We start from the raw sequence: 18,956 nt of genomic DNA, 5'->3' as shown, positions 1-18,956 counted from the left end.
TCCTGTTTCAGACAGCCGGGCGTGCGGCCGCGCGCAGTTGATGGACGAGAGGGCTGGATTCGACGAGGTCGAAGGCACGGGCCGCGGTGACGTCGACGTCGTCACCCGCCGTGACCGCGACATTCAGGGCCGCCCGCAACGCGGCCGTGACCATGGAAGCCAGCAGCTGGCACTCCAGCCCCTCGCTGGAACCGGGACCCAAGGAACGGCCGAAGTGAACGACCAGCACTGTCTCCCATGACATGACGATCTCCTGATATCGGCGTCGTGGGATCGGGCCGCTGAGCCAGAGTCGGGCGAAGCTTGCCTTCAGGTCGGGGTCGAGTGACCCGATGAAGCCGTGCAGGCCCCGGATGGCACCCGCACGTGCGGCGACCCACGGGTCGTCGCCGTCGGCGACCTGTGCGAGCTCGTGCTCGAATGCCGTCAGGTACTCCTCGGCACCGGGAAAGAGGAGGTCCTCTTTCGTTCCAAAGTGCCGGTGGAAGGTGCTGCGCGAGCAATGCGAGGCCTCGACGATTTCGTCGAGAGACACCGCGTCGTAGCCATGCCGGGCGAAGAGGTCCAGCGCATTTCGCACGATGTTGTCGCGCAGCATCGCTTTCTTCCGATCGCGCCATGCGGACTGTTGTCGCTCGAATTCGTGCTTCACCTGTCGCCTCCTGACGCGTGATGCTAGTCATATTTGACACGTGGTGTCAAACATGACAACGTTCCGAATGGAACGGGGTGCTATTGCGGAATGGGAGGGTTCGATGCTGTATTCACCCATGTCCGAGACACGGGCGTTCCAACCGCTACCGATATCCCGCTGAGGAGCCTGATGACAGACACACAGCCGCGCGCAGCCGTGGTCGGCGGTGGAATCGCCGGACTCACCGCGGCCCTTCGGCTCAAGCAAGCGGGCTGGCAGGTCGTCGTGCTAGAGGCCGAGGATCACGCCGGCGGACGCGTCGAGACGATCAAGGACCAGGGCTACATCGTCGATACCGGCGCGACCGCGATCGCGGCCCGCTACCCGATCTTCACGGCGCTCGCCGAGGAATTGGGCTGCGAAATCGTTTCCACCGCACCGTATCTCGGGGTTGTCCGCGACGGTCGGATCCACTCTCTTAAGCTCGACGATCTGGTGCGTTCGGGCCTTCGGACCAAACTCCTGTCATGGCCGACGAAGTTGCGGATGACGCGCCTGGTTGCCGAGATCGTGACAGCGAAGGCCCGCGGCCGGCTTGACTACGACAACCTCAGCAAGGCGGCCATTCTCGACGACGAGACCGCCCAGTCATACGTTCGGCGCGTCGCCGGCGCGGAGGCGGACCAGTTCTTCGCCGAGCCGGTGACCCGGGCGCTCCTGCTGGCCAACTCCGACCAGGTCAGCCGGGTCGAGCTGATGTCGGGCCTCATCAACGCGGTCGCCGGCACGCTCGGAACGATCATCGGCGGCCAGGCCGACATCATCAACCGCATGGTCGACAGGATCGGCGACGTACGCACCTCGTCGCTCGTCGATCAGGTCGTCAGGACGGCGGCCGGCGTGCGGATCAGCTACCGCGACGCCACCGGCGCACCCCGGGTCGAGGAATTCGATGCCGCGGTCGTGGCCACCCCGCTGCCCGTGGCAGCGCGGATCTGCCCCGATCATCGGGCGCGACTGGACGTTTTCGCCGGAAAGCTGACCTTCACGCAAGGTATCAACGTCGCGATCGGGTCGACCCGGGCGCCCTCGGACCCCTCATTTCTGGTGCAGCTACCGCGTAGCGAGGACCGGAACATCGCCATGATCATCGTCGAGAACCGAAAGGCCCCGGATCGCGCGCCGGCGGGCCACGGGTTGTTCACGATCTCGTGGGAGATGACTGCCGCCGCCGCATGGTTCAACGCAACGGACGACGCCATCACCGAACGCTCGGTCCAGACACTGCGTCGCGTATTTCCCGACCTGGGCGAGATCGACTACACATATGTTCGCCGCTGGCCGATCGCCCTGCCCCACACTCAGCAGGGCGTTTATCGCGCGATCGGCGATTTCGTGGCCGGCATCGACGAATCCGATCGCATCCAGTTCGCGGGTGACTACCTGTCCCAGACCGGGCAGAATACCGCGGTCGCCTGGGGCGAGCGCGCAGCCGCGAATTTAGCGATGTGTCGAAGCCATTGGATGGAACCGAAGACTGCCTTCCGATCCTAGGCGACGACGCACCGCCGGATTCGATGCGACTCGGGCATCGCCCGATGCCGGGTGATCCAGGTGATAGGGACCGGGACTGCGCAGTAGCTGCTATCCCCTACCACCGTCGAGCGCCGGTTCGACCGAGCTGAATCGAAGCGCCGCTCGACCGACGCGGCCGAAAGCCGGCATCTGACAGTCCGCACCGCGTGCTCGCCGCTGGACGCGACCGACTCGACCAGCTCGTGTCGTCCCTAAATGCCTGTATAGCAACGGTTTTCACGATATCGCTTATGACGAAGTGTACCGTGCGATTTCTCTACGGTTCACATCAACGGATTTCGGTGCCACCGGGCCTGCTCAGTTTCGAGTTCGATGTTTCATCGTGTTCATCGAACTGGTCGACACCCAAGAGCGGCTTGGGGGTTGGTGGGTCTCGGAGCGGTCGAGCGCTCAGTGCGCAGTCGCCTTTAGGTGCATGGATATTGCCCGTTGAGCACACAATTCGACGGAGGTGAGTAGGAACCGGTCAGCACGCCTCTTAGACCCCCTGTGGCTGAACCACCGGGTGCAATGCTGCGATTCCAATTCGCGGGGGTGAGAACATAGTGCGTGCCGGATTGGGTAATGGTGCTATTCCACGTGTGCGAGACGGATTGTCCCGCCGGCATGTCGAATTCAAGCTTCCAATCGGTGAGCGGCACCGTGCTCGCATTGGTGATGGCGAAGCGGGCGATGAAACCGGTCTGCCACGTATGTTCCACCGACAACGTCGCCGTGGCCGCAGCCGCATGAGCTACGGGGGTGATGGCGAGTCCGAGGGTGGCAACTATCAATGCCGACACGCTTATCTGAAGCGCTGTGCGCCAGCGCTTCACATAATTGCCCAGTCCGGCCATAGCAGCCAACACTAAAGCCATACAGGCGATATCGGCCCGCGCGTCGCGGGTGAGCTGCAGGACCTTTGCTCAACTGAAACCGTCATGAAATGTTCGCCTCGATCCACCCTGAATGATGGGCTCTGCCCTGCCCGATCCGCTGCACACCCACCTCGATCAGATTTAATGCGGCGGCCTACCGGGTTTGGGGAGCTTGCCTACCGATCCGACCCCGCGTGTATGGGCGCTACCAGCGAGCTCACAGGACGGATCAACGTCCCGTTGAGGATGGACGAGTGGACAGCTGAGCATCACAGATCGAGGACACGGCGAAGCGCTTGGTCAATGGCGCGTATCCGGTCTGGCCCCGATCATGCTCTGGCGAGATGACAGTCGTTCGAGGGAGACCGGTCCGTTGTTGAGAATGTCGACCGACACCACGACCGCGGGGCGCCGAAAGGCCGGCTCGTGGCCGACCGGCTGGCCGAGGTCGACGTAATAGACCTCCCGTCGCCAGATCAAGCCTGGGCGTCCCACTCGTTGCGCTCGGCCAGGTACTGCTCTCACAGTTCGGGGTCGTTGCGCAGGCGCTGGTAATCCCCGTTGAGTTCGCGGAGGAACTCCTGCTGTTCCAAGGCATCGATGGCTGCATGAACGACGTCGACAACGGTGGTTTGACGCGCCCTGGCCAGAGATTGGAGCCGCTCAGAGTCGGGTCGGCGGACTCGGACGGTGGTGGTTTCCGCTGCCGTGTACTCGGTGTAGACGAAATGTAGACAATCGGCCGATTGTGGACCGTCTCTTGTGTCCAGCAAAGGGTGCGTTGTCATTATTTCGCGGACCCGGATGTGGCAGGTAGTCCTTTGGAGAATCGGCCACCACCGCCGCTGCGTGCGTCGACCCCCGGTGTGTAGGCAGGTTGAACAAGGGCCGCTGTCGCAACGCCATTTTTCCCTCTGCTTGTTGACAACGCGACGCAGCTCACATACATTTTGAGACCGTAATACTCTAAGTAGTGATGCCTCTTATTACCGGGGGTATCACTACTGACTAATGGTGAATGAATGTGTGCCTCAGCTATTTTGCCGTTAGCGCGAGTAGTGCACGACGCGAACTGTGTCTCGCTGCGTAACTTGTTGCGGGACGTACACGAGAGCCGGCGCCGGCAACGACAAGTCGGGCCATAGCAATTCCATACATCGAGGAGACGCCGTGACCGTCATTCCACGCCATATGTCGAGTGCTGCAACAGGTTCGCCTCCGCCGGAGGCAAGCGTGATGGAGATGAAGGTGCAGCGAGTCCTGCTTTACGGCGGGCTCGGCATGATTGTTGTGTGGTTGGGCGCGTTCGTCCTCGTTGCTGGCTTCATCCCCCCGTCGGCACCGTCCGCCAGTCCCGAAGCCCTCGTGCGGCTGTATGAGGACCACGCCATTGCCATCAAGGTCGGGTTGGTGTTGGCGATGTTTGGTTCTGCCCTGCTGGTGCCGTTCGCATGTGCGGTCTCTGGGCAGCTGAGGCGCATCGACGGCGCCCGAATGCTGGCCGATGTCCAGATGGTGTCCTGTGCGTTGTTGTCCCTCGAGTTCATCAGTCCGATTGCAATGTGGCTGGGGGTCAGCTTCCGTGTCGACGAACGACCGGCACCGATCACCGAGACGATCCACGACGTCAGCTGGATCGTGTTCATGACGGTGATCTGGTCGCTGTTTGTACAACTTATCGCCATCGCGGTCGCGATCTTCATCGACCGGAACAGCGAACCGGTCCTTCCACGTTGGTTGGGCTACCTCAACCTCTGGGTCGCCATGCTCATCCTGCCCGCCGGGACAGTCACGTTTTTCAAGAGCGGTCCCTTCGCCTGGAATGGCGTGATGGGCATCTATGTGCCGATCGGGGCATTCGCCGTCTGGTTCAGCGCTATGACGTACGTGATCCACAAGAATTTGAACCGGCAAATTGCGGCGCTCACACCGGATTCGGCGACCGGGTAAGCAGCCGGCCCCAACCTTCAACGACTCATACCAGTCGAGCAACAAGAAAGACGACTCGGTCGTGGCTGACGGAATCAGTCGGGTCTCAGAACGAAGCCAACGTGGGAGATCGCGCTGGGTTCGTTGTGGATCACGATCATGTTCGAGGCGGGTGCATTCGCGTTCCCCCCGGCGCAGCGGCCCGCTCGCATCCAATGCTGGTTGGTGTGCTCACTGCCCAAGAGGCCGCGACCATCCTCTGACCGATAACCCCGTGTCAGCGGCGAACATGTGGAAATGCCAACGATATTGGTGTTGCACCAGGTCTTAAAGATGGCTGTTACCCAAGTGGAGCGCCGAACAGCGGTTAGATTGAGTCGTTGGCAGGGAGGGAACGATCACGACGGAGGCGATCGCAGTGACCACGAACGACGAGGTGACGAGGCGCCGGCGCGCCGGTCGCAGACCACCCGACGAGGTTCGGTCCCTGATACTGCAAGCCGCGCATCATCTTTTCTCCACGAATGGTTACCACGGGACAGCCACTCGTCAGATCGCCGACGCGGCCGGAGTAAGCGAGTCAGTCCTCTACAGGCACTTCGCGACAAAGGCTGAACTCTTCAAAACCACTGTTCTGCAGCCATTCACCGAGTTCGTCGACAGCTGGACCAAAGAGTGGGATGCGCGACTCACCTCCGACCTGGACATACTGGAGATCGGCCGAGCGTTTGCGAAGGGCTTCCATGATGTCGCCTACGAACACCAAGAACTGATGCGAACGTTGATTGCCGCACGCGTCAAAGGTGGCGAACCCGCACTCGCCGAAGTGGCAGCGACCGTCAGCGCCCAGATCGCCGACAGTCTCGCTGGCATTCAGCGGAATCTCCAAGAGCACGGTGCCGCCCGGCATTTGCGGGCGATGGACGAACCCGTTGCCGTCGCCTTCGCCGTCGGGTCAATCCTCTCGATGGTTCTGCTCGACGACTGGCTTTTCTCGTCCGGCGCACGCCGACCGGGAAAGAAACGACAAATCGAGGAAGCGGCCCGCATGCTCATCTACGGCGTGACCAAAGAGCCAGACTGACCGAGCCTCCCGTAGGGCGTGGCGAATCCGATGCTCGTTCCGTTGGCGGATCGGCGCCTACGACACCGGTGACGGCCGGATCGCCCAGGACGCGACTTCCGATAGGTGCCGCACACCTACGACGCACGTCCACTCGATGCCATGGATGTGATGTCGCGCTCGTCAGAGCGATGCAGATGTGCCCTCGAGGCCGCACGGCACAGCCGGTCCCAAAGCCAGCGGCACCTGCCATACAGGAGATGGTTTCGACTAGCTGACGGCTGGGCATTCGCAGGCGATGAGCGTGCGAAGATTTGCCCGTTTTTTCGCAACTGCCGCGGTGGCAGCTGGGGCGTCGATGGTGGGCCTGGCCGCCCCGGCCGCGTCCGCCGAGCCGTGCCCCGACGTCGAAGTGGTGTTTGCCCGAGGTACGGGCGAGCCGCCCGGGGTCGGCGGAGTCGGGCAGGCGTTCGTCGATGCGCTCGGGGCACGGGTCGGCGGCAAGTCGGTGGGCGTCTATCCGGTCAACTATGAGGCGAGCGGTGACTTCAACGGAGGTATCGATTTCGCGAGAACCTTCGTGGACGGGATTAGGGACGCCGGCGCTCACGTTGAATCCACGGCGTCGAATTGTCCGAATACCAGAGTGGTGCTCGGTGGGTATTCCCAAGGCGCCGCCGTGTCCGGCTTCGTCACGTCGGCGGCCGTACCGAAGGAAGTGCCACAGGAGTTCGTGTCCTACGTACCTCAGCCGTTGCCACCGGCGGTGGCCAATCATGTGGCCGCGGTGGTCCTGTTCGGAACTCCCTCCAACGAGTTCTTGCGCGGTGCCGGCGCACCGCCCATCACGATCGGCCCGCTGTACGCGGCCAAGACCATCCAGTTGTGCGCGGCCGATGACACGATTTGTAATGGCGCTCCTCCGGGGCCGCCCGGCATCGTTCACACGCTGTATGCGGCGAACGGCATGGTCGACCAGGGTGCGGATTTTGCTGTGAGTCACCTTTAGTCCTCTGCGCCATAGGGTTTCGCGTGGCCGAATGCGGCTGACCTTCGTCCGTCGAGTCAATCAGCCTCTGTCAGCGCGAGACTCAGGCAACGGGGTCAACGCGACGTGTATGGTGCGGCCGTACTTGGGCCGCATGACCCGGTGTACCAACGGCACCAACACACCGTGCAGGAACGGATACTTCTGCCGCAGCAGACATCCCACCTTTGAATATTCAGCCCCATCTAGCAGACGCACGGCGCCGGACAGGGTTGATCCTGTCGGTTTGCCCAACGCCGTCGCCGCCCCGAATTCGACGTTCGGATTACGCCGAATCCGGCGCACTTTGATCGCCCGTTCGAAACTCCGAAAGTAGGCGCGATCTCCGTCCACCACGATGCTGACCGGGCTGGAGCCTGGGGCGCCGTTCTTACGAAAGGTGGTGAGCGAGATCGTCTTCTGCCGCACGAACGGCGCCAACGTCGAATCGGTTGCCGTGCCAACGGCGCCCAGCACATAGCCGAGTTGGCGGAGCCGCAGCACGAACGCCAGGACCAGCGCTACCGACACCGCACCGAGGATCCACGCTTGCGCGGGTGAACCACCCACGTCGAGATCGACAAAGTGGTTCACTGTGTGCACGGTGTTCGCCACGATGAATCCGGCGAGCGCGGTAGCCAACGCGTCGGCCCAGATCAGTGCAAGAAGCAGCGTGATGCCCAGACCGAGCTGGAACGCACCGACGTCATGCACGAAGTGCCGATGCGCCTGAAACCCGACGGAATCGGCGAATGAATTCGGATCGATCAAGCACCAGATCCCAATCCCAGCGGTAACGATCCCCATAACCGCTGTCACGGCGACCAGGTAGATCCGCGCCGGCGTACTCAAGCGATTCATCATGCTGCCCTTCCGACAAAACTTTCTTCTCGTCCTTGATCGCTAGACGGAATTGGGCACCGATATGTGACGGCGGCGCGACAGTAACGGCACGTGCGTGCGGCAGACATTTATCAAAGCCCCGTGCCGGACCGCGGGCCGCCGCGTCGCCTACCTCATGACAGATGAACGCGACGCGCCGGAGCTTGTGTTGCTCGGTTGCTTGCGTTCAAGGATCGCTATCGCCTATTAAGCGACCCGCCGCAAGCCATGTGTTGCTACTGGCCGGCCGGCGGACGGCATACGTTGGCGCCCGGATCCCACCACCAGCCGTCGTCGCATGCGAGCGGTTGTGGTCCGACACCGAGTGGCCGGCATACATTGGCCGTCGGGTCCCACCACTGACCGGGGTCGCACGCCAGGGGTTGTGGCCCGACCCCGAGCGGCCGGCAGACCTTCCCGGTGGGGTCCCACCACTCGCCGTCGGCGCAGTCGGCCTTGCTGACCGCCGGCGTCGCGATCGTCACGGCTGCCATCGACGCGAACGCCATCATGACGGCGGGAACAAGACGGCGAACGAATACCTTCATTTGCGGACCTTTCCCTCGTGGTCTATGCATTATCGAACCGAGCCGGGGCATCGAGGTCAAGACCATCGCGGCAAATTGCGAACAGTTAGCTCCCCAGCGAGTTTCGGTCGCCGAGTAGGGGCGCGAGAGACCCGAAACGGGTTCCCGGTTACGTCCTCGCTGCGAGCTCCAGTGCGGCCGCGACGACGGGCCTGGCCCAGGCCGGTGTGGAGATCAAATCGGAGGGCCCGACGATGCGGCCGCGGTCCATGTGCAACACCAAGACGGGCCTCGGCGCCTGCCCGGCCGCGGGATCGGCGGTCGCCGAGTTGTCATACACCCGCAGCTCGGTGAGCAGCGGTAGCAATTTCACGAGGTTGATCAGGCTGTGGCGGTAGCGACGGCGGATGTCGGCTTCCGAAATGTCATGCCCGCCGGCGTGGACCCGTTGTCGCACCCGTTCGATGCAGGTATCGGCGCTGTCCAGCCCGACATAGAAGACGCAGACCTCGATGCCACGCCGGGCGGCCTCGGCTAGCAGCCCCGGCATCGTGTTGCCGCCGAGTGTGGTCTCAAAGGTGAAATCGAGGCCCTGGTCAATCGCCCGTTGCAGCAGCGTCCGGCCCCGGTCCCACGCCGCCGCGTTGGCCTCGGTCTGGCCCAGTCCGGGGTTGGCCGCCATGATCGCCCGTGCGGCCTCGTCGGGGTTGTAGTACTCGCCGCCCTTATCGCGGATCGTCGCGCCGACGACGCTGCTCTTGCCGACGCCGTTCACGCCTGCCAACACGTGTATCTGTGCCGGCATCGTTGTCGTGCGACCCATGGGCGCGCAGGGTCAGCGCAGCCGCGCGGTGCGCGCCGCCTTCACCGCGGCGGCGCCCAGCTCCTCGGGTGCGGCGTCGAACGCCGCCGCGACTCCGGCCTTGGCTTTTGGTGTCTGCATGGTGGCCAGCAGCTCGTCGAATCGCTCACTGAGGTCCTCGAGCGCGGGTGTGGCCGAGGCGGTCAGAGCCTCGAATTCGGCGTACGACAGCAACACCGCCCTGGGGGTGTTGTGCTTGGTGATCACCACCGCGCCGCTGACCGCGGCCTCATCGAAGACGGTGCCGAACTCGTTTTTGAGGCGGCTGGCGGTCACCGACGGGACATCGACCAGCTTGCCGTCACGGTTGCGGAACGAGACGGTGGACATGGCGCTCCCCTCCTTGGTCTGCACACCCGCCATTTTAGCCGTTTTGTCTATTTTGTGTGAATAGGCCATTTTGTGCCGCCGGTCGGGGCGCCCCGGCGCTCGTCTCAGCCATCCAGGGAACGCGATCAGTGTCGGGAGTCTCGCCGCGCGCCTTCGTTATAGGTAGAGACCCACGCTTTGCACCAGACGACCAGCGCCGTCAGCACGGTTCGCGGCCGATCCGGCGGCCGACGCATTGAGCGCCGCCGCTCGGCGCCGCCGGTTGGGTACCACGGTGGCGCCGTGTGCCGCGACGCGAAGGCACGTGGTCTTAAGTGCCCGGATGTATCGCTCGACTGAATCACGGGCGACCGGATTCTGCGGAAATGCGACCGTCAACGTGGTCTCGTCCTCGAACCGGTTTACCCACATACGCACGCCATCCGACGATCTGCCGTCGCCGTAGATACCGGCATTCAAGTCGTCCCATTGAGAACTGAGCGGAATCGCCCGTGCGTCGGCATACGACAGCATATGGACATTGCCTGCGGGCTTTCTGATCCGCCCTCCGAAAGACGCCAGCTCGAGGACTCGCTCAAAGGGAACATCCGCCAAGTCAATTCCCGAATCAAATGAAGCCTGCGCGGCGGCGACCGCGTCGCCAAAAGATGCTCCTGCGACTGGGACGGTAACCGGGATGAAGCTGGCGAACCAGCCCGGCGTTACGAATTCGGCTGGTGTGCTGCGGGTGTCGTATGGCGTGATTCCGTAGTACGTCTCCGTCCCGATCAGCTCGTATTCGGCGAACGCGGCACCTGCAAACACACCACCACTGAAGCGGGCACCCAGATTCGTGCAAACGGTCTCGAACCGCTCTGCCTGATCCTCGTCCATGAGCGGTATGACGGCCACGCCGCTCCCGCACGGCACCGACGGAACACCAAGTGGCAACGGGAAACTCGGTAGAGTTCCCCCGTTATTTTCGGCGAACCGAATCCACTTGCGCACTTGCGGGGACTGCAGAGTCAGGGCTGCGGTGTGCTGGTGCTGCCGGCCGCAGTAATCGTGATAGCTGGCCGGCTCGGGCAGCTCCACTGGAACTCCGCCGCCCACCAACGCGGAGTACATGGAATGGATTTCGAGGAAGATCACGCCGACCGACATCCCATCGATGACCAGATCGTCGGCGCTCATGTAGAACGTGAAGTGATCCGCGTGCTGGACAACTCCGAAGGTAAAGCAGTCCCACCGCAGCGGACTCGGTGTGGCCAATATGTGGGCCCGCAGTTCGGTTGGCGTCATTTCGCCCCGCTCCAGCGGCGAAAATTCGATGTCAGCTGGATCGCTGAAGGTGTGCCGGATGATGCGCCCGCGCGCTCGATACTCGAACCAGCTGTGGTAGGTGTCGTGCCGACGAAGGTGTGCGTTGATCGCCTCGGTCATGGTGGGGACATCGCAGATGCCGGGCATATCCCAGGCGCCGACGTTCAGACGCGTCATATCCAGTCCGCGGGTTGCCTGTTCGCTGAATCGCCGAAGGTGCTGAACCTGCTGATAACTTGCCGGAACGTCACTTAATGGTGCCAGTCGCGCTTTGTGGTGCGCTGCCGGTGTCGCATGCCAAGAAATGACCGACCCGGTTCCCGGGTCCCAGTTATGGACCGTCCCAAACGTGACCACAAAACCTCCTCGGGGCCGCGGCGGAATTGCCGGGATGGCCGCAACGATTTAGGCGCCATACCCAGGGCGACGTGGCACCGACGGACGACTATTTAACAAATGTCTACTAAGGGCCACTCGGTCATGCCGATGGCGTTATTCCACGAATGTCTACTAATGGCAGCGCATGAGAAGCCGATCATACGCGCACGTCAGAGGGGCTTTCGAGGCTCGCGTTAGCGTACATTTGGTAATGTGAGCAATACTAGAGTCGAATCGAAAATGTTAGTTACATCACACCAGCGGGAATGGTGTGGGAGCCGCCCTCTCCGCCGTCGCAAGTTTTCATACCGATCGTAACGAAGGGCACGCATTGGCGTTATTGCACATTTGTCTTATTGTGAATTGCCAGGTCCCATATAATTTGTCCAGACATCGCATCCGATAAATACAGTCGCTCCGGTGCAATCCGGTAACGCAAAAACTTCCCCGGTCAACCGGTGAGCACGAAGATCGATCCAGCAACAGCAGCCGCAGCGACGACGCAACCCTTGATGATGGGCGGTCCAACACGGGCTACCGGTCGGGGACGCGACACCTCGCTGTAGCGTGACGCCCGTGACCTCCTTCCGGATGTATTCGTCTATGGCGCTCGCGGCCAGTGCCGCGGCAACCGTTCTGCTGCTCGCTGGACCGGGTACGGCAAACGCGGCCGGCTCGTGCCCGACCGCAGCGCCCCAAAACGGTGGGGCGCCTGACTGGACCCTGGCGGGGACCACCGGCAGCGTCGCGGTCACCGGGTCTACGGATACGACGGCTCCGCGCGTTAGCGTGACGACACCGTTCAGCGTGACCCAGACCCAGGTGCAGACGCTGCACGCCGGAGATGGACCGGTGGTCTCGAGCGCCGCCAAGGTCTCCGTCTGCTACATGGGTGTCAACGGACGTGACGGGTCGGTGTTCGACAGCAGCTACGCACGTGGCGCCCCCGTTGACTTCCCCCTCACCGGAGTCGTACCGGGCTTCCAGAAGGCCATCGCGGGACAAAAGGTCGGGTCCACGGTCGCCGTCGCGATGGTCCCCGCGGATGGCTATCCCCAAGGTCAGCCCAGCGCCGGAATCCGGCCGGGCGACACGCTTGTTTTCGCGATCAAGATCCTCAGCGCCTCGGGCTAGGTCCGTCCACCAAATCCCCTGCGGCGTCGATTAATCAGTCAACGGTGCGAACATCAACGCGGGATCGATGCCGAGTTGCTGCGCGACGTGGACGGTGTCCCAATACTCTCGCCAATGAGTGATCGCACCGTCGCGGACCTCGAAAATCGCTGTGACGTAAAACGTGACCGCCACGCCATTCATCGAGTTCACGTCGACTCGTTCGACGATGACGGTATCGCCGTCGGACACGATCGTGCGGATTTCGCTCCCCTCGATCATGCCGGTTGACAGTGTGTTGTGTTTCTCGAGTTCCGCGCGCGCCGCGTCACGTCCCCGCACGATCGGAGACAGGGGCACGTGGAGTTGCCACACGAAGTCGTCGGCCATGAGCGCGGTCATCGCGTCGGTGTTCGCGCTTCGCGCGATTAGCGCAGGTATACAAAGCGCTTGACGCAACGGCTCGGCGCCAAGGGGCGGACCGTAGCAGCCTTCAGACTTGATTGAATCCGCCGTCGGCGGTCACCGTGGACCCGGTGACGAAGCTGGACAGATCGCTCGCCAAAAACACTGCGGCATTGGCGATCTCGATGGGATCGGCGAAGCGACCCAACGGGATGGTCGCGATGCGACCGGCGCGGAACTCTTCGATCGAGGCATCGGGGTCGGTTTGGGCGGCCAGCGCATTGCTTCCCGGCGTGGCGGTGGAGCCGGCGACGATGACGTTGACCCGGATGTTGCGGCCGGCGAGCTCGTTAGCCCAGGCGCGGGCCAGTGACCGGACGGCGGCTTTGGTCGCCGCGTAGATACTCAGTCCGGCGCGGCCACGGTCGGCGGTGGTGGAGCCCGTCAAGATGATGGAGGCACCGTCGTTGAGCAGCGGCAGCGCCTTCTGCACGGTGTACACGACTCCCTTGACGTTGGTGGTCAACAGCGTGTCGAGGTCATCGTCGGTGATCTCCCCCAGGCACGCCACCCTGGTCGAGCCGGCGTTGGCCATGACGATGTCGACGCCCTTACCGGCGGACGTGACCTCGGCGTAGAGCCGATCCAGGTCCTTCGGTATCCCGACGTCGCCGCGCACGGCAGTTGCGCGAGGCCCCAGTTTGCTTGCCGCGTGGTCGAGTTCGGGCTGACGCCGGCCGGTGATAAACACCCGCTCGGCGCCTTCGGCAAGGAATCGCTCCGCGGTGGCCAGCCCGATCCCGGAATTGGCGCCGGTGACGACGGCAGTCTTGCGGTCGAGCAGTCCCATCCAGTCCTCCTGACGTCGGCGAGGTGGTTTCGGTGACTTTCGCCCGAGTTCCATTGGGAATCAGGTCATTCGGCGGGATTGGCCCGCCGCCAGTGTAAACGGCCGTGGCGTGGCTTCCCCTTGATGACTACGGGCTCGGCGGGGCGCAGTTCCAGGCGGTCGTCGCCGGCCTGGGCGGCGCGGTATTGCGTTCCGCCGATCCAGTTCGGTAGCAGGCTGACGTCGACGTGGTGGGCGATCACGCCGTTGTCGAGAACGCTGTAAGGACCGGTGTACGCAAGGTATCCCTTGGCCGCCGCGGCCAATTCGTCGGTATCGGCTACCTGCAGGTCACCACGGGCAAACGGCGCGCGGTCCGCGCGCATGATCTGGGCAGACATGTATCCGTCGGCGGTGTACATGATGATGCCGCGCGCGTCGGGCCCCAGCGGGTAACGCATGTTCGAGCCGTCCACATCGGAGCTTTGATAGGACTCCAACGTCCAAGCCCCGATGAGGTATTCGCGAAGATTCTCAGGTGTAAGGGTGGTCATCGTTGGTGCCTCTCCGGATCGATGTGCTGCCGCGACGTGGATGCATCAGCAGGGTCGCCGACGCCTCGATAATGCCGTGGATCGCCCGCGCCGACACCAGCACCCCTGCGTGATCATCGGTCAGCACGCACAATGGGCGGGCCTCCGCCGACCTCGCTCCCGCCTGACTCGTATTGTCTGCAGCATGATCGCCGCTTTGATCTTGTCGCCGTGGTCAGTGTCCAACCGCTTTCGGGCGGCCCGCGGGTCCGCACGCTAGGCCCGGTACAGGCGCGTGGCGGCTCTGATACTTGCCCTTGCGGGACTGGCGTTTCTCGACTCGCTCAATGTCCTCAACGTGGGGGTCGTCTCGGCGGTCATCTTCGATAGTCGGCTCAGCCGACGCTCCCCCATCCCGGGCGCCTTGAGCTTCGTCGCGGGCGTGTTTGCCGTGACGACCACCTTCGGCCTGTGCACGGTGCTGGGGATCAGCTTCCTCACCGAGGCACTCGATTTTCACGTCACGCCGGCCATCCGATTTCGGAGCGAACTGCTGTTGGGAATCGTATTGGTCGGCTTGGCGTACTTCCCGTTGACCGCGCAATCGTCGGCTCCGGGCTGGGCGATGGCCGCCATGCGCAAACGTCCGTGGCTGCTCGGATTCCTCGGCGTGGCGGTGGGAAGCGGACAAGCGCCGACCGCGGTGCCGTATCTCACGGGCTTGGCGATGCTGGCCGCCCTGCATCCACGGCCGCCGCTCTGGCCGCTGGTCATCATCGCTTACTGCGCAATCGCGATAACGCCGCCGCTGGCGATCCTCGCTCTTTCGATGAGACGAACGGTGCGGGCCATGCGTATTCAGCGGGGACTGGTGCGCATGCTCACCCGCTACGGCCCGATATCGGTGCGGCTATTGTTTCTCGTTTTCGGAGTCGGACTCATCGCCGACGCCCTCGTCAATCACAGTGCGCTCTGGTGACGCAGAATCGGATCAATCGCCGAGGGCCATAACGGACTTCGGCGTGCCGAGCGGATGGCCCTCCGCTCTTAGGCCTGGGGCCCCTCTGACGGTGGCCAGGGCGTCCCGGGCGATGCGTCGCCCGGGCTTTCGTAATCGCCCCGAGACAGCGGCACCCACCGCTCGCTGGGAGCGGGCTGCTTCGACGACGGAAAGTCGCGCAGGCTGCCCGTCGGCTTGGCGTCCCAGTGGGCGAACGTCAACGGCGTCTGCAGCCACGCGTGCACCAAGTTGTAGGCGGCCTCCAGCGAATCGATGTGGGTGCGCTCCCAGCCGTGGCTGCCGTCGAGCCCGAAGCCCACCAATGCGGCGCGGGTGTTCGCCCCCGCCTCGATCGCCGCGGCCGCATCGGATCGGTAATAGCGAAAGATATCGCGGGCGAACGGGATTCCCCGCTCCTTGGCGAGCCGGCAGAGTTTGCGGGTCAGGTGGTAGTCGAACGGCCCGTGCATATCGGCCATCGGGATCGTCACGCCGTCCTCGAGAGAGTGCTGGCCGGGCGCGCACACCGCGTTGTCCACCGACACCAATTCGGCGACGTCCGCGGGCAGCCCATGGCTGGCCCCGTGGCCGACCTCCTCGGTGATGGTGACCATGATCGTGGCGCGGTGCGGCAACACCACCTTGTTCTCGGAGAAGTTCTTGGCCAGCGCGAGCGCGATCGCGACACCCGCTTTCCCGTCCAGATGGCGGGAAACGATGAACCCGTCGGCGGTGAGCTCGGGGCTGGTGATCAAGGCGACGAAGTCACCGATCTGCAGGCCCAGACGAACCAAGTCCTCCCGCGAGGACACCTTGCGGTCGATGCGAACCTCGACGTGCTCCCAGTCCGTGGGCTGGGTGTCGATCTCATCGCCGAACGCGTGGCCACTCGACTTGAGCGGCATGACGGTGCCGGTGATGAATTCGTCGGGGTCGTCGATGAAGATGCGCACCCGCGCTCCCGCGGCGAACCGGGCCGAGAACGTGCCCACCGGAACCAGCTCCAGACGGCCGTTGTCCTTGAGGTCGCGGACCATGCAGCCGATGGTGTCCGAGTGAACCACCAGCGCCCGGTCGGTGGTCGCCGACTCACCCGGGAGTTCCGCGGTCAGCGCCCCGCGCCGCGTCAGCGTAAACGGCACGCCGAAGTCGTCGAGGATGTCGCCGATCACCTGCATCACCGCGTCCGTGCGCCCCGACGGGCTGGGGGTCTGCAGCAGTGCGAGCAGTGTGTCGACCATCCATGCCCGGTCGGCCTCGCCCATGGCCGCGGTCTGGCCCACCTTGTCTCCTCTCGGGTCGTGGGAATCGCGTTCAACCTACCGTGTGGTCGACCCTGATCGCCCGGCCCGGGCTAATCAACTCTTAGGAAGCGGATTCCATCTCCGCGATCAAATCGGCGAGGGCGAGAATTCGCTGAGCGTCGCGCACGTGCAGGCTCTCGATCATGCGGCCATCGACCGTGATGACGCTGGTGCCCGCCGCCCGCGCCTCCTCGTAGGCCGACACGACCTTGCGGGCGTCGACCAGCTCCTTTCGCGAGGGGCCGAACAGCTCGTTGGCAGGGGCGATCTGCGACGGGTGGATCAGCGTCTTCCCGTCGAATCCCATTTCGCGGCCGTGCCGCGCCTCGGCCCGGAATCCGCCCTCATCGGTGATGTCGTTGAACACGCCATCCAAGATGACTTTTCCGGCCGCCCTCGCCCCCAACAGGGCCATGCCCAGCGCGGGCACGACGGGCGCACGGCCGGGGACGTGCAGGCCGTGCAGCTCGTTGACGAGATCGTTGGTGCCGACCACGAGCCCGGCCAGTCGGTCGTTGGCCGACGCGACCTCCTCGGCCCTCAGAAACGCCCGGGGCGTTTCGATCATCACCCACAGCTGTAACGACTTCGGCGCGCGCAGTGCGTCCAGCGCGTCGGCCAGCGCCTGAACCTGTTGGCCCGTCTCGACTTTCGGCACCAGTACCCCGTCGGCGGCCGATCCGGCCACCGCGGCCAGGTCGTCGTTGTGCCAGTCGGTGTCCAAGCCGTTGATGCGCACCACGATCTCACGCGGGCGGTAGCTCTCGGACGAGATCGCCTCGCACACCGTCGCCCTCGATTCGGCTTTCGCATCCGGTCCTACGGCATCCTCGAGGTCGAATATCAGCACGTCCGCCGGCAGCGATTTGCCCTTCTCCAGCGCCCGGGGCTTGTTGCCGGGCAGGTATAGGGCAGATCGGCGCGGGCGCAGGGTCGGTGCCATAACCTGATTCACTTCCTGTCGTCGAGTTTTGCGGGGACGGGAGTTCTCTCCCCCCGCCCGCCCGGGCATAGGCAGAAAGTACCTTTCGGTACCGGTGGTGTAGTCGCGGGTGGCGGCCGGGTCCGTGGTCGAATGGGCAGACGCGACGGTTGGATCCCGGAAGGGGAATACGGATGTCATCAACTGATTCGGCACGTACCGAGGGCGATAGTTGGGACCTGTCCTCCAGCGTGGGTGCGACCGCGACGATGGTGGCGGCCTCCCGTGCGCTGGCTTCTCGCGAGCCGGACCCACTGCTTGACGACCGGTTCGCCGAGCCGTTGGTGCGGGCGGTCGGACACCCCTTCTTCACCCGGATGCTGGACGGCCAAATCCCGCTCGACAACGACGACTCGCCGATGACGCTGCAGCAGCGGCGCGAACAGATGACAGTGCGGACCAGGTTTTTCGACGATTTCTTCCGCGCCGCGACGGCCGCCGGCACCCGCCAGGCCGTCATCCTGGCCGCTGGGCTCGATGCCCGGGCCTACCGGTTGTCGTGGCCTGCGGGCACCGTGGTTTTCGAGGTCGACCAGCCCGAGGTCATCTCCTTCAAGACCGACACGCTCGCCCGGATCGGTGCGGAACCGGCCGCCGAGCGCCGCACCGTCGCTATTGATCTGCGCGATGATTGGCCAACAGCCCTGCGCGACAGCGGCTTTGACACCGCCTCCCCCACCGCCTGGATTGCGGAAGGCCTACTGCCCTACCTGCCGCCGGAAGCCCAAGACAGGCTGCTGGACAACATCACCGCGCTCAGCGCGCCGGGCAGCCGGCTGGCCACGGAGAACATCACCGATATGAGCGTGTTCACCGACGAACGGGCTCGGGCGATGCGCAGCAGCTGGCGTCGACACGGACTGGACATCGACGTCGCCGAACTCGTCTGGCTCGGGGCGCGCCGTCCGGCTGCCGAGCACCTGGCCGCCACCGGCTGGAACGTCACCCACCACCCCACCGAAAAGGTCTATGCCCACTACGGATTCGTGGTGCCTGACAACGAGATCCTCAAGGAATTCCGCCACGCCATCAGTTATCTCAGCGCCGAACTGAGCTGAACCGGCACCCGCGGCTTTTAGGGCCTGGTGTCGCACCACTCCCGCTCGAACGGCAACCGCCACGCATTCGGCGCGATCAACTGGTTGGGTTAGCGATCGCAGGATCGGGTATGGGATAGCGGCGGGCTCCCGGCAGCGGGATTCGCGGGCCCCACAAGCCGATGGAAAGCGACATGACAAGACCCGACAAAGACCCACTGAGCCGCGCTCAGGAGCTGGAGAACATCGTCGACCGACTCGAGGAGAAGGTTGCCGAGGACCGCGAAGCCGAAGGAGTTCCCGGCAAGCCCAGCGACCGGGAGCATGCCGCCGTCCGAGGCTCGGATAACGAGCCACCGGACTAGC

21 protein-coding genes are annotated in these 18,956 nt (G+C 63.9%); 8 read left to right on the top strand and 13 right to left on the bottom strand.

Annotated elements, in window-relative coordinates:
* Positions 1-7: 7 nt before the first annotated feature.
* Positions 8-652, bottom strand: coding sequence for a TetR/AcrR family transcriptional regulator (locus EPN51_RS14315; protein WP_293043647.1), 645 nt, complete (start codon positions 650-652; stop codon positions 8-10).
* Positions 653-823: 171 nt separating this feature from the next.
* Here EPN51_RS14315 and EPN51_RS14310 point away from each other — a divergent pair, with 171 nt between their 5' ends.
* On the top strand, positions 824-2,188 hold the full coding sequence (locus EPN51_RS14310) for an NAD(P)/FAD-dependent oxidoreductase (protein ID WP_293043645.1): 1,365 nt from the start codon (positions 824-826) through the stop codon (positions 2,186-2,188).
* A 449-nt stretch (positions 2,189-2,637) separates the two neighbouring features.
* Here EPN51_RS14310 and EPN51_RS14305 read toward each other — a convergent pair whose 3' ends face one another.
* Together EPN51_RS14305 and EPN51_RS14300 are read right to left on the bottom strand one after the other, a co-directional pair.
* The gene (locus EPN51_RS14305; RefSeq protein ID WP_293043643.1) at positions 2,638-3,066 is read right to left on the bottom strand and encodes a cellulose-binding domain-containing protein; all 429 of its coding nucleotides are present in this window, start codon (positions 3,064-3,066) and stop codon (positions 2,638-2,640) included.
* A gap of 321 nt (positions 3,067-3,387) precedes the next feature.
* Positions 3,388-3,582: a type II toxin-antitoxin system PemK/MazF family toxin gene (locus EPN51_RS14300; RefSeq protein WP_293043641.1), complete on the bottom strand. Its 195-nt coding sequence runs from the start codon at positions 3,580-3,582 to the stop codon at positions 3,388-3,390.
* Between the two features lie 675 nt (positions 3,583-4,257).
* Here EPN51_RS14300 and EPN51_RS14295 point away from each other — a divergent pair.
* From EPN51_RS14295 to EPN51_RS14285, 3 genes are all read left to right on the top strand, one after another.
* A complete protein-coding gene (locus tag EPN51_RS14295) occupies positions 4,258-5,037 on the top strand; it encodes a hypothetical protein (RefSeq protein WP_293043639.1) in 780 nt (259 codons plus the stop codon).
* A gap of 397 nt (positions 5,038-5,434) precedes the next feature.
* Entirely contained in the window at positions 5,435-6,100 is a 666-nt protein-coding gene (locus tag EPN51_RS14290) for a TetR/AcrR family transcriptional regulator (RefSeq protein WP_293043637.1), read from the top strand.
* A 337-nt stretch (positions 6,101-6,437) separates the two neighbouring features.
* Positions 6,438-7,088, top strand: a complete 651-nt coding sequence (locus EPN51_RS14285) for a cutinase family protein (protein ID WP_293044059.1) — start codon at positions 6,438-6,440, stop codon at positions 7,086-7,088.
* A gap of 60 nt (positions 7,089-7,148) precedes the next feature.
* Here the strand turns inward: EPN51_RS14285 and EPN51_RS14280 are convergent, their stop codons facing one another.
* The 5 genes from EPN51_RS14280 to EPN51_RS14260 form a co-directional block, all read right to left on the bottom strand.
* Positions 7,149-7,970 (bottom strand): PPOX class F420-dependent oxidoreductase, encoded by an 822-nt coding sequence (locus EPN51_RS14280; RefSeq protein ID WP_366509438.1) that lies wholly within the window; start codon positions 7,968-7,970, stop codon positions 7,149-7,151.
* A 254-nt stretch (positions 7,971-8,224) separates the two neighbouring features.
* Positions 8,225-8,536, bottom strand: coding sequence for a hypothetical protein (locus EPN51_RS14275; RefSeq protein ID WP_293043633.1), 312 nt, complete (start codon positions 8,534-8,536; stop codon positions 8,225-8,227).
* 148 nt (positions 8,537-8,684) lie between these two features.
* On the bottom strand, positions 8,685-9,338 hold the full coding sequence (locus EPN51_RS14270) for an AAA family ATPase (RefSeq protein WP_293043631.1): 654 nt from the start codon (positions 9,336-9,338) through the stop codon (positions 8,685-8,687).
* A gap of 12 nt (positions 9,339-9,350) precedes the next feature.
* The gene (locus EPN51_RS14265) at positions 9,351-9,707 is read right to left on the bottom strand and encodes a type II toxin-antitoxin system prevent-host-death family antitoxin (protein WP_366509444.1); all 357 of its coding nucleotides are present in this window, start codon (positions 9,705-9,707) and stop codon (positions 9,351-9,353) included.
* Positions 9,708-9,863: 156 nt separating this feature from the next.
* Complete coding sequence (locus EPN51_RS14260) at positions 9,864-11,366, bottom strand: condensation domain-containing protein (RefSeq protein WP_293043627.1); 1,503 nt, start codon at positions 11,364-11,366, stop codon at positions 9,864-9,866.
* A gap of 597 nt (positions 11,367-11,963) precedes the next feature.
* Here EPN51_RS14260 and EPN51_RS14255 point away from each other — a divergent pair.
* A complete protein-coding gene (locus EPN51_RS14255; protein WP_293043625.1) occupies positions 11,964-12,521 on the top strand; it encodes an FKBP-type peptidyl-prolyl cis-trans isomerase in 558 nt (185 codons plus the stop codon).
* A gap of 30 nt (positions 12,522-12,551) precedes the next feature.
* Here EPN51_RS14255 and EPN51_RS14250 read toward each other — a convergent pair whose 3' ends face one another.
* The 3 genes from EPN51_RS14250 to EPN51_RS14240 form a co-directional block, all read right to left on the bottom strand.
* Positions 12,552-12,959: a limonene-1,2-epoxide hydrolase family protein gene (locus tag EPN51_RS14250; protein ID WP_293043623.1), complete on the bottom strand. Its 408-nt coding sequence runs from the start codon at positions 12,957-12,959 to the stop codon at positions 12,552-12,554.
* A gap of 34 nt (positions 12,960-12,993) precedes the next feature.
* The gene (locus tag EPN51_RS14245) at positions 12,994-13,755 is read right to left on the bottom strand and encodes an SDR family oxidoreductase (protein ID WP_293043621.1); all 762 of its coding nucleotides are present in this window, start codon (positions 13,753-13,755) and stop codon (positions 12,994-12,996) included.
* A 65-nt stretch (positions 13,756-13,820) separates the two neighbouring features.
* Positions 13,821-14,288 carry a lipocalin-like domain-containing protein gene (locus EPN51_RS14240; protein ID WP_293043619.1) on the bottom strand — a complete coding sequence of 156 codons (468 nt, stop codon included), beginning with the start codon at positions 14,286-14,288 and terminating at the stop codon, positions 13,821-13,823.
* Between the two features lie 274 nt (positions 14,289-14,562).
* On the opposite strand from EPN51_RS14240, the gene EPN51_RS14235 reads away from it, so the two are divergent.
* A complete protein-coding gene (locus EPN51_RS14235) occupies positions 14,563-15,246 on the top strand; it encodes a GAP family protein (RefSeq protein ID WP_293043617.1) in 684 nt (227 codons plus the stop codon).
* A gap of 68 nt (positions 15,247-15,314) precedes the next feature.
* Here EPN51_RS14235 and EPN51_RS14230 read toward each other — a convergent pair whose 3' ends face one another.
* Both EPN51_RS14230 and EPN51_RS14225 read right to left on the bottom strand, forming a co-directional pair.
* Positions 15,315-16,550 (bottom strand): osmoprotectant NAGGN system M42 family peptidase, encoded by a 1,236-nt coding sequence (locus EPN51_RS14230; RefSeq protein ID WP_293043615.1) that lies wholly within the window; start codon positions 16,548-16,550, stop codon positions 15,315-15,317.
* Positions 16,551-16,632: 82 nt separating this feature from the next.
* The gene (locus tag EPN51_RS14225) at positions 16,633-17,514 is read right to left on the bottom strand and encodes a CoA ester lyase (protein WP_293043613.1); all 882 of its coding nucleotides are present in this window, start codon (positions 17,512-17,514) and stop codon (positions 16,633-16,635) included.
* Between the two features lie 173 nt (positions 17,515-17,687).
* Between EPN51_RS14225 and EPN51_RS14220 the strand changes: the two genes are divergently transcribed.
* Both EPN51_RS14220 and EPN51_RS14215 read left to right on the top strand, forming a co-directional pair.
* Positions 17,688-18,611, top strand: coding sequence for a class I SAM-dependent methyltransferase (locus tag EPN51_RS14220; RefSeq protein WP_293043611.1), 924 nt, complete (start codon positions 17,688-17,690; stop codon positions 18,609-18,611).
* Positions 18,612-18,772: 161 nt separating this feature from the next.
* The gene (locus EPN51_RS14215; RefSeq protein ID WP_293043609.1) at positions 18,773-18,955 is read left to right on the top strand and encodes a hypothetical protein; all 183 of its coding nucleotides are present in this window, start codon (positions 18,773-18,775) and stop codon (positions 18,953-18,955) included.
* Position 18,956: the final 1 nt, after the last annotated feature.

The sequence above is a fragment of the Mycobacterium sp. genome, assembly GCF_004298145.1.
Lineage (GTDB): Bacteria > Actinomycetota > Actinomycetes > Mycobacteriales > Mycobacteriaceae > Mycobacterium.
The sequence above is the reverse complement of the archived record's forward strand: the minus strand, read 5'-3'. Positions and strand labels throughout refer to the sequence as shown.

Bases quoted from the DNA above. Each gene is read 5' to 3' on its own strand.
- EPN51_RS14220 (WP_293043611.1), top strand. From the start codon at position 17,688: ATGTCATCAACTGATTCGGCACGTACCGAGGGCGATAGTTGGGACCTG.
- EPN51_RS14305 (WP_293043643.1), bottom strand. From the start codon at position 3,066: ATGGCCGGACTGGGCAATTATGTGAAGCGCTGGCGCACAGCGCTTCAG.
- EPN51_RS14240 (WP_293043619.1), bottom strand. From the start codon at position 14,288: ATGACCACCCTTACACCTGAGAATCTTCGCGAATACCTCATCGGGGCT.
- EPN51_RS14225 (WP_293043613.1), bottom strand. From the start codon at position 17,514: ATGGCACCGACCCTGCGCCCGCGCCGATCTGCCCTATACCTGCCCGGC.
- EPN51_RS14245 (WP_293043621.1), bottom strand. From the start codon at position 13,755: ATGGGACTGCTCGACCGCAAGACTGCCGTCGTCACCGGCGCCAATTCC.
- EPN51_RS14270 (WP_293043631.1), bottom strand. From the start codon at position 9,338: ATGGGTCGCACGACAACGATGCCGGCACAGATACACGTGTTGGCAGGC.
- EPN51_RS14280 (WP_366509438.1), bottom strand. From the start codon at position 7,970: ATGATGAATCGCTTGAGTACGCCGGCGCGGATCTACCTGGTCGCCGTG.
- EPN51_RS14285 (WP_293044059.1), top strand. From the start codon at position 6,438: ATGGTGGGCCTGGCCGCCCCGGCCGCGTCCGCCGAGCCGTGCCCCGAC.
- EPN51_RS14215 (WP_293043609.1), top strand. From the start codon at position 18,773: ATGGAAAGCGACATGACAAGACCCGACAAAGACCCACTGAGCCGCGCT.
- EPN51_RS14310 (WP_293043645.1), top strand. From the start codon at position 824: ATGACAGACACACAGCCGCGCGCAGCCGTGGTCGGCGGTGGAATCGCC.
- EPN51_RS14265 (WP_366509444.1), bottom strand. From the start codon at position 9,707: ATGTCCACCGTCTCGTTCCGCAACCGTGACGGCAAGCTGGTCGATGTC.
- EPN51_RS14275 (WP_293043633.1), bottom strand. From the start codon at position 8,536: ATGAAGGTATTCGTTCGCCGTCTTGTTCCCGCCGTCATGATGGCGTTC.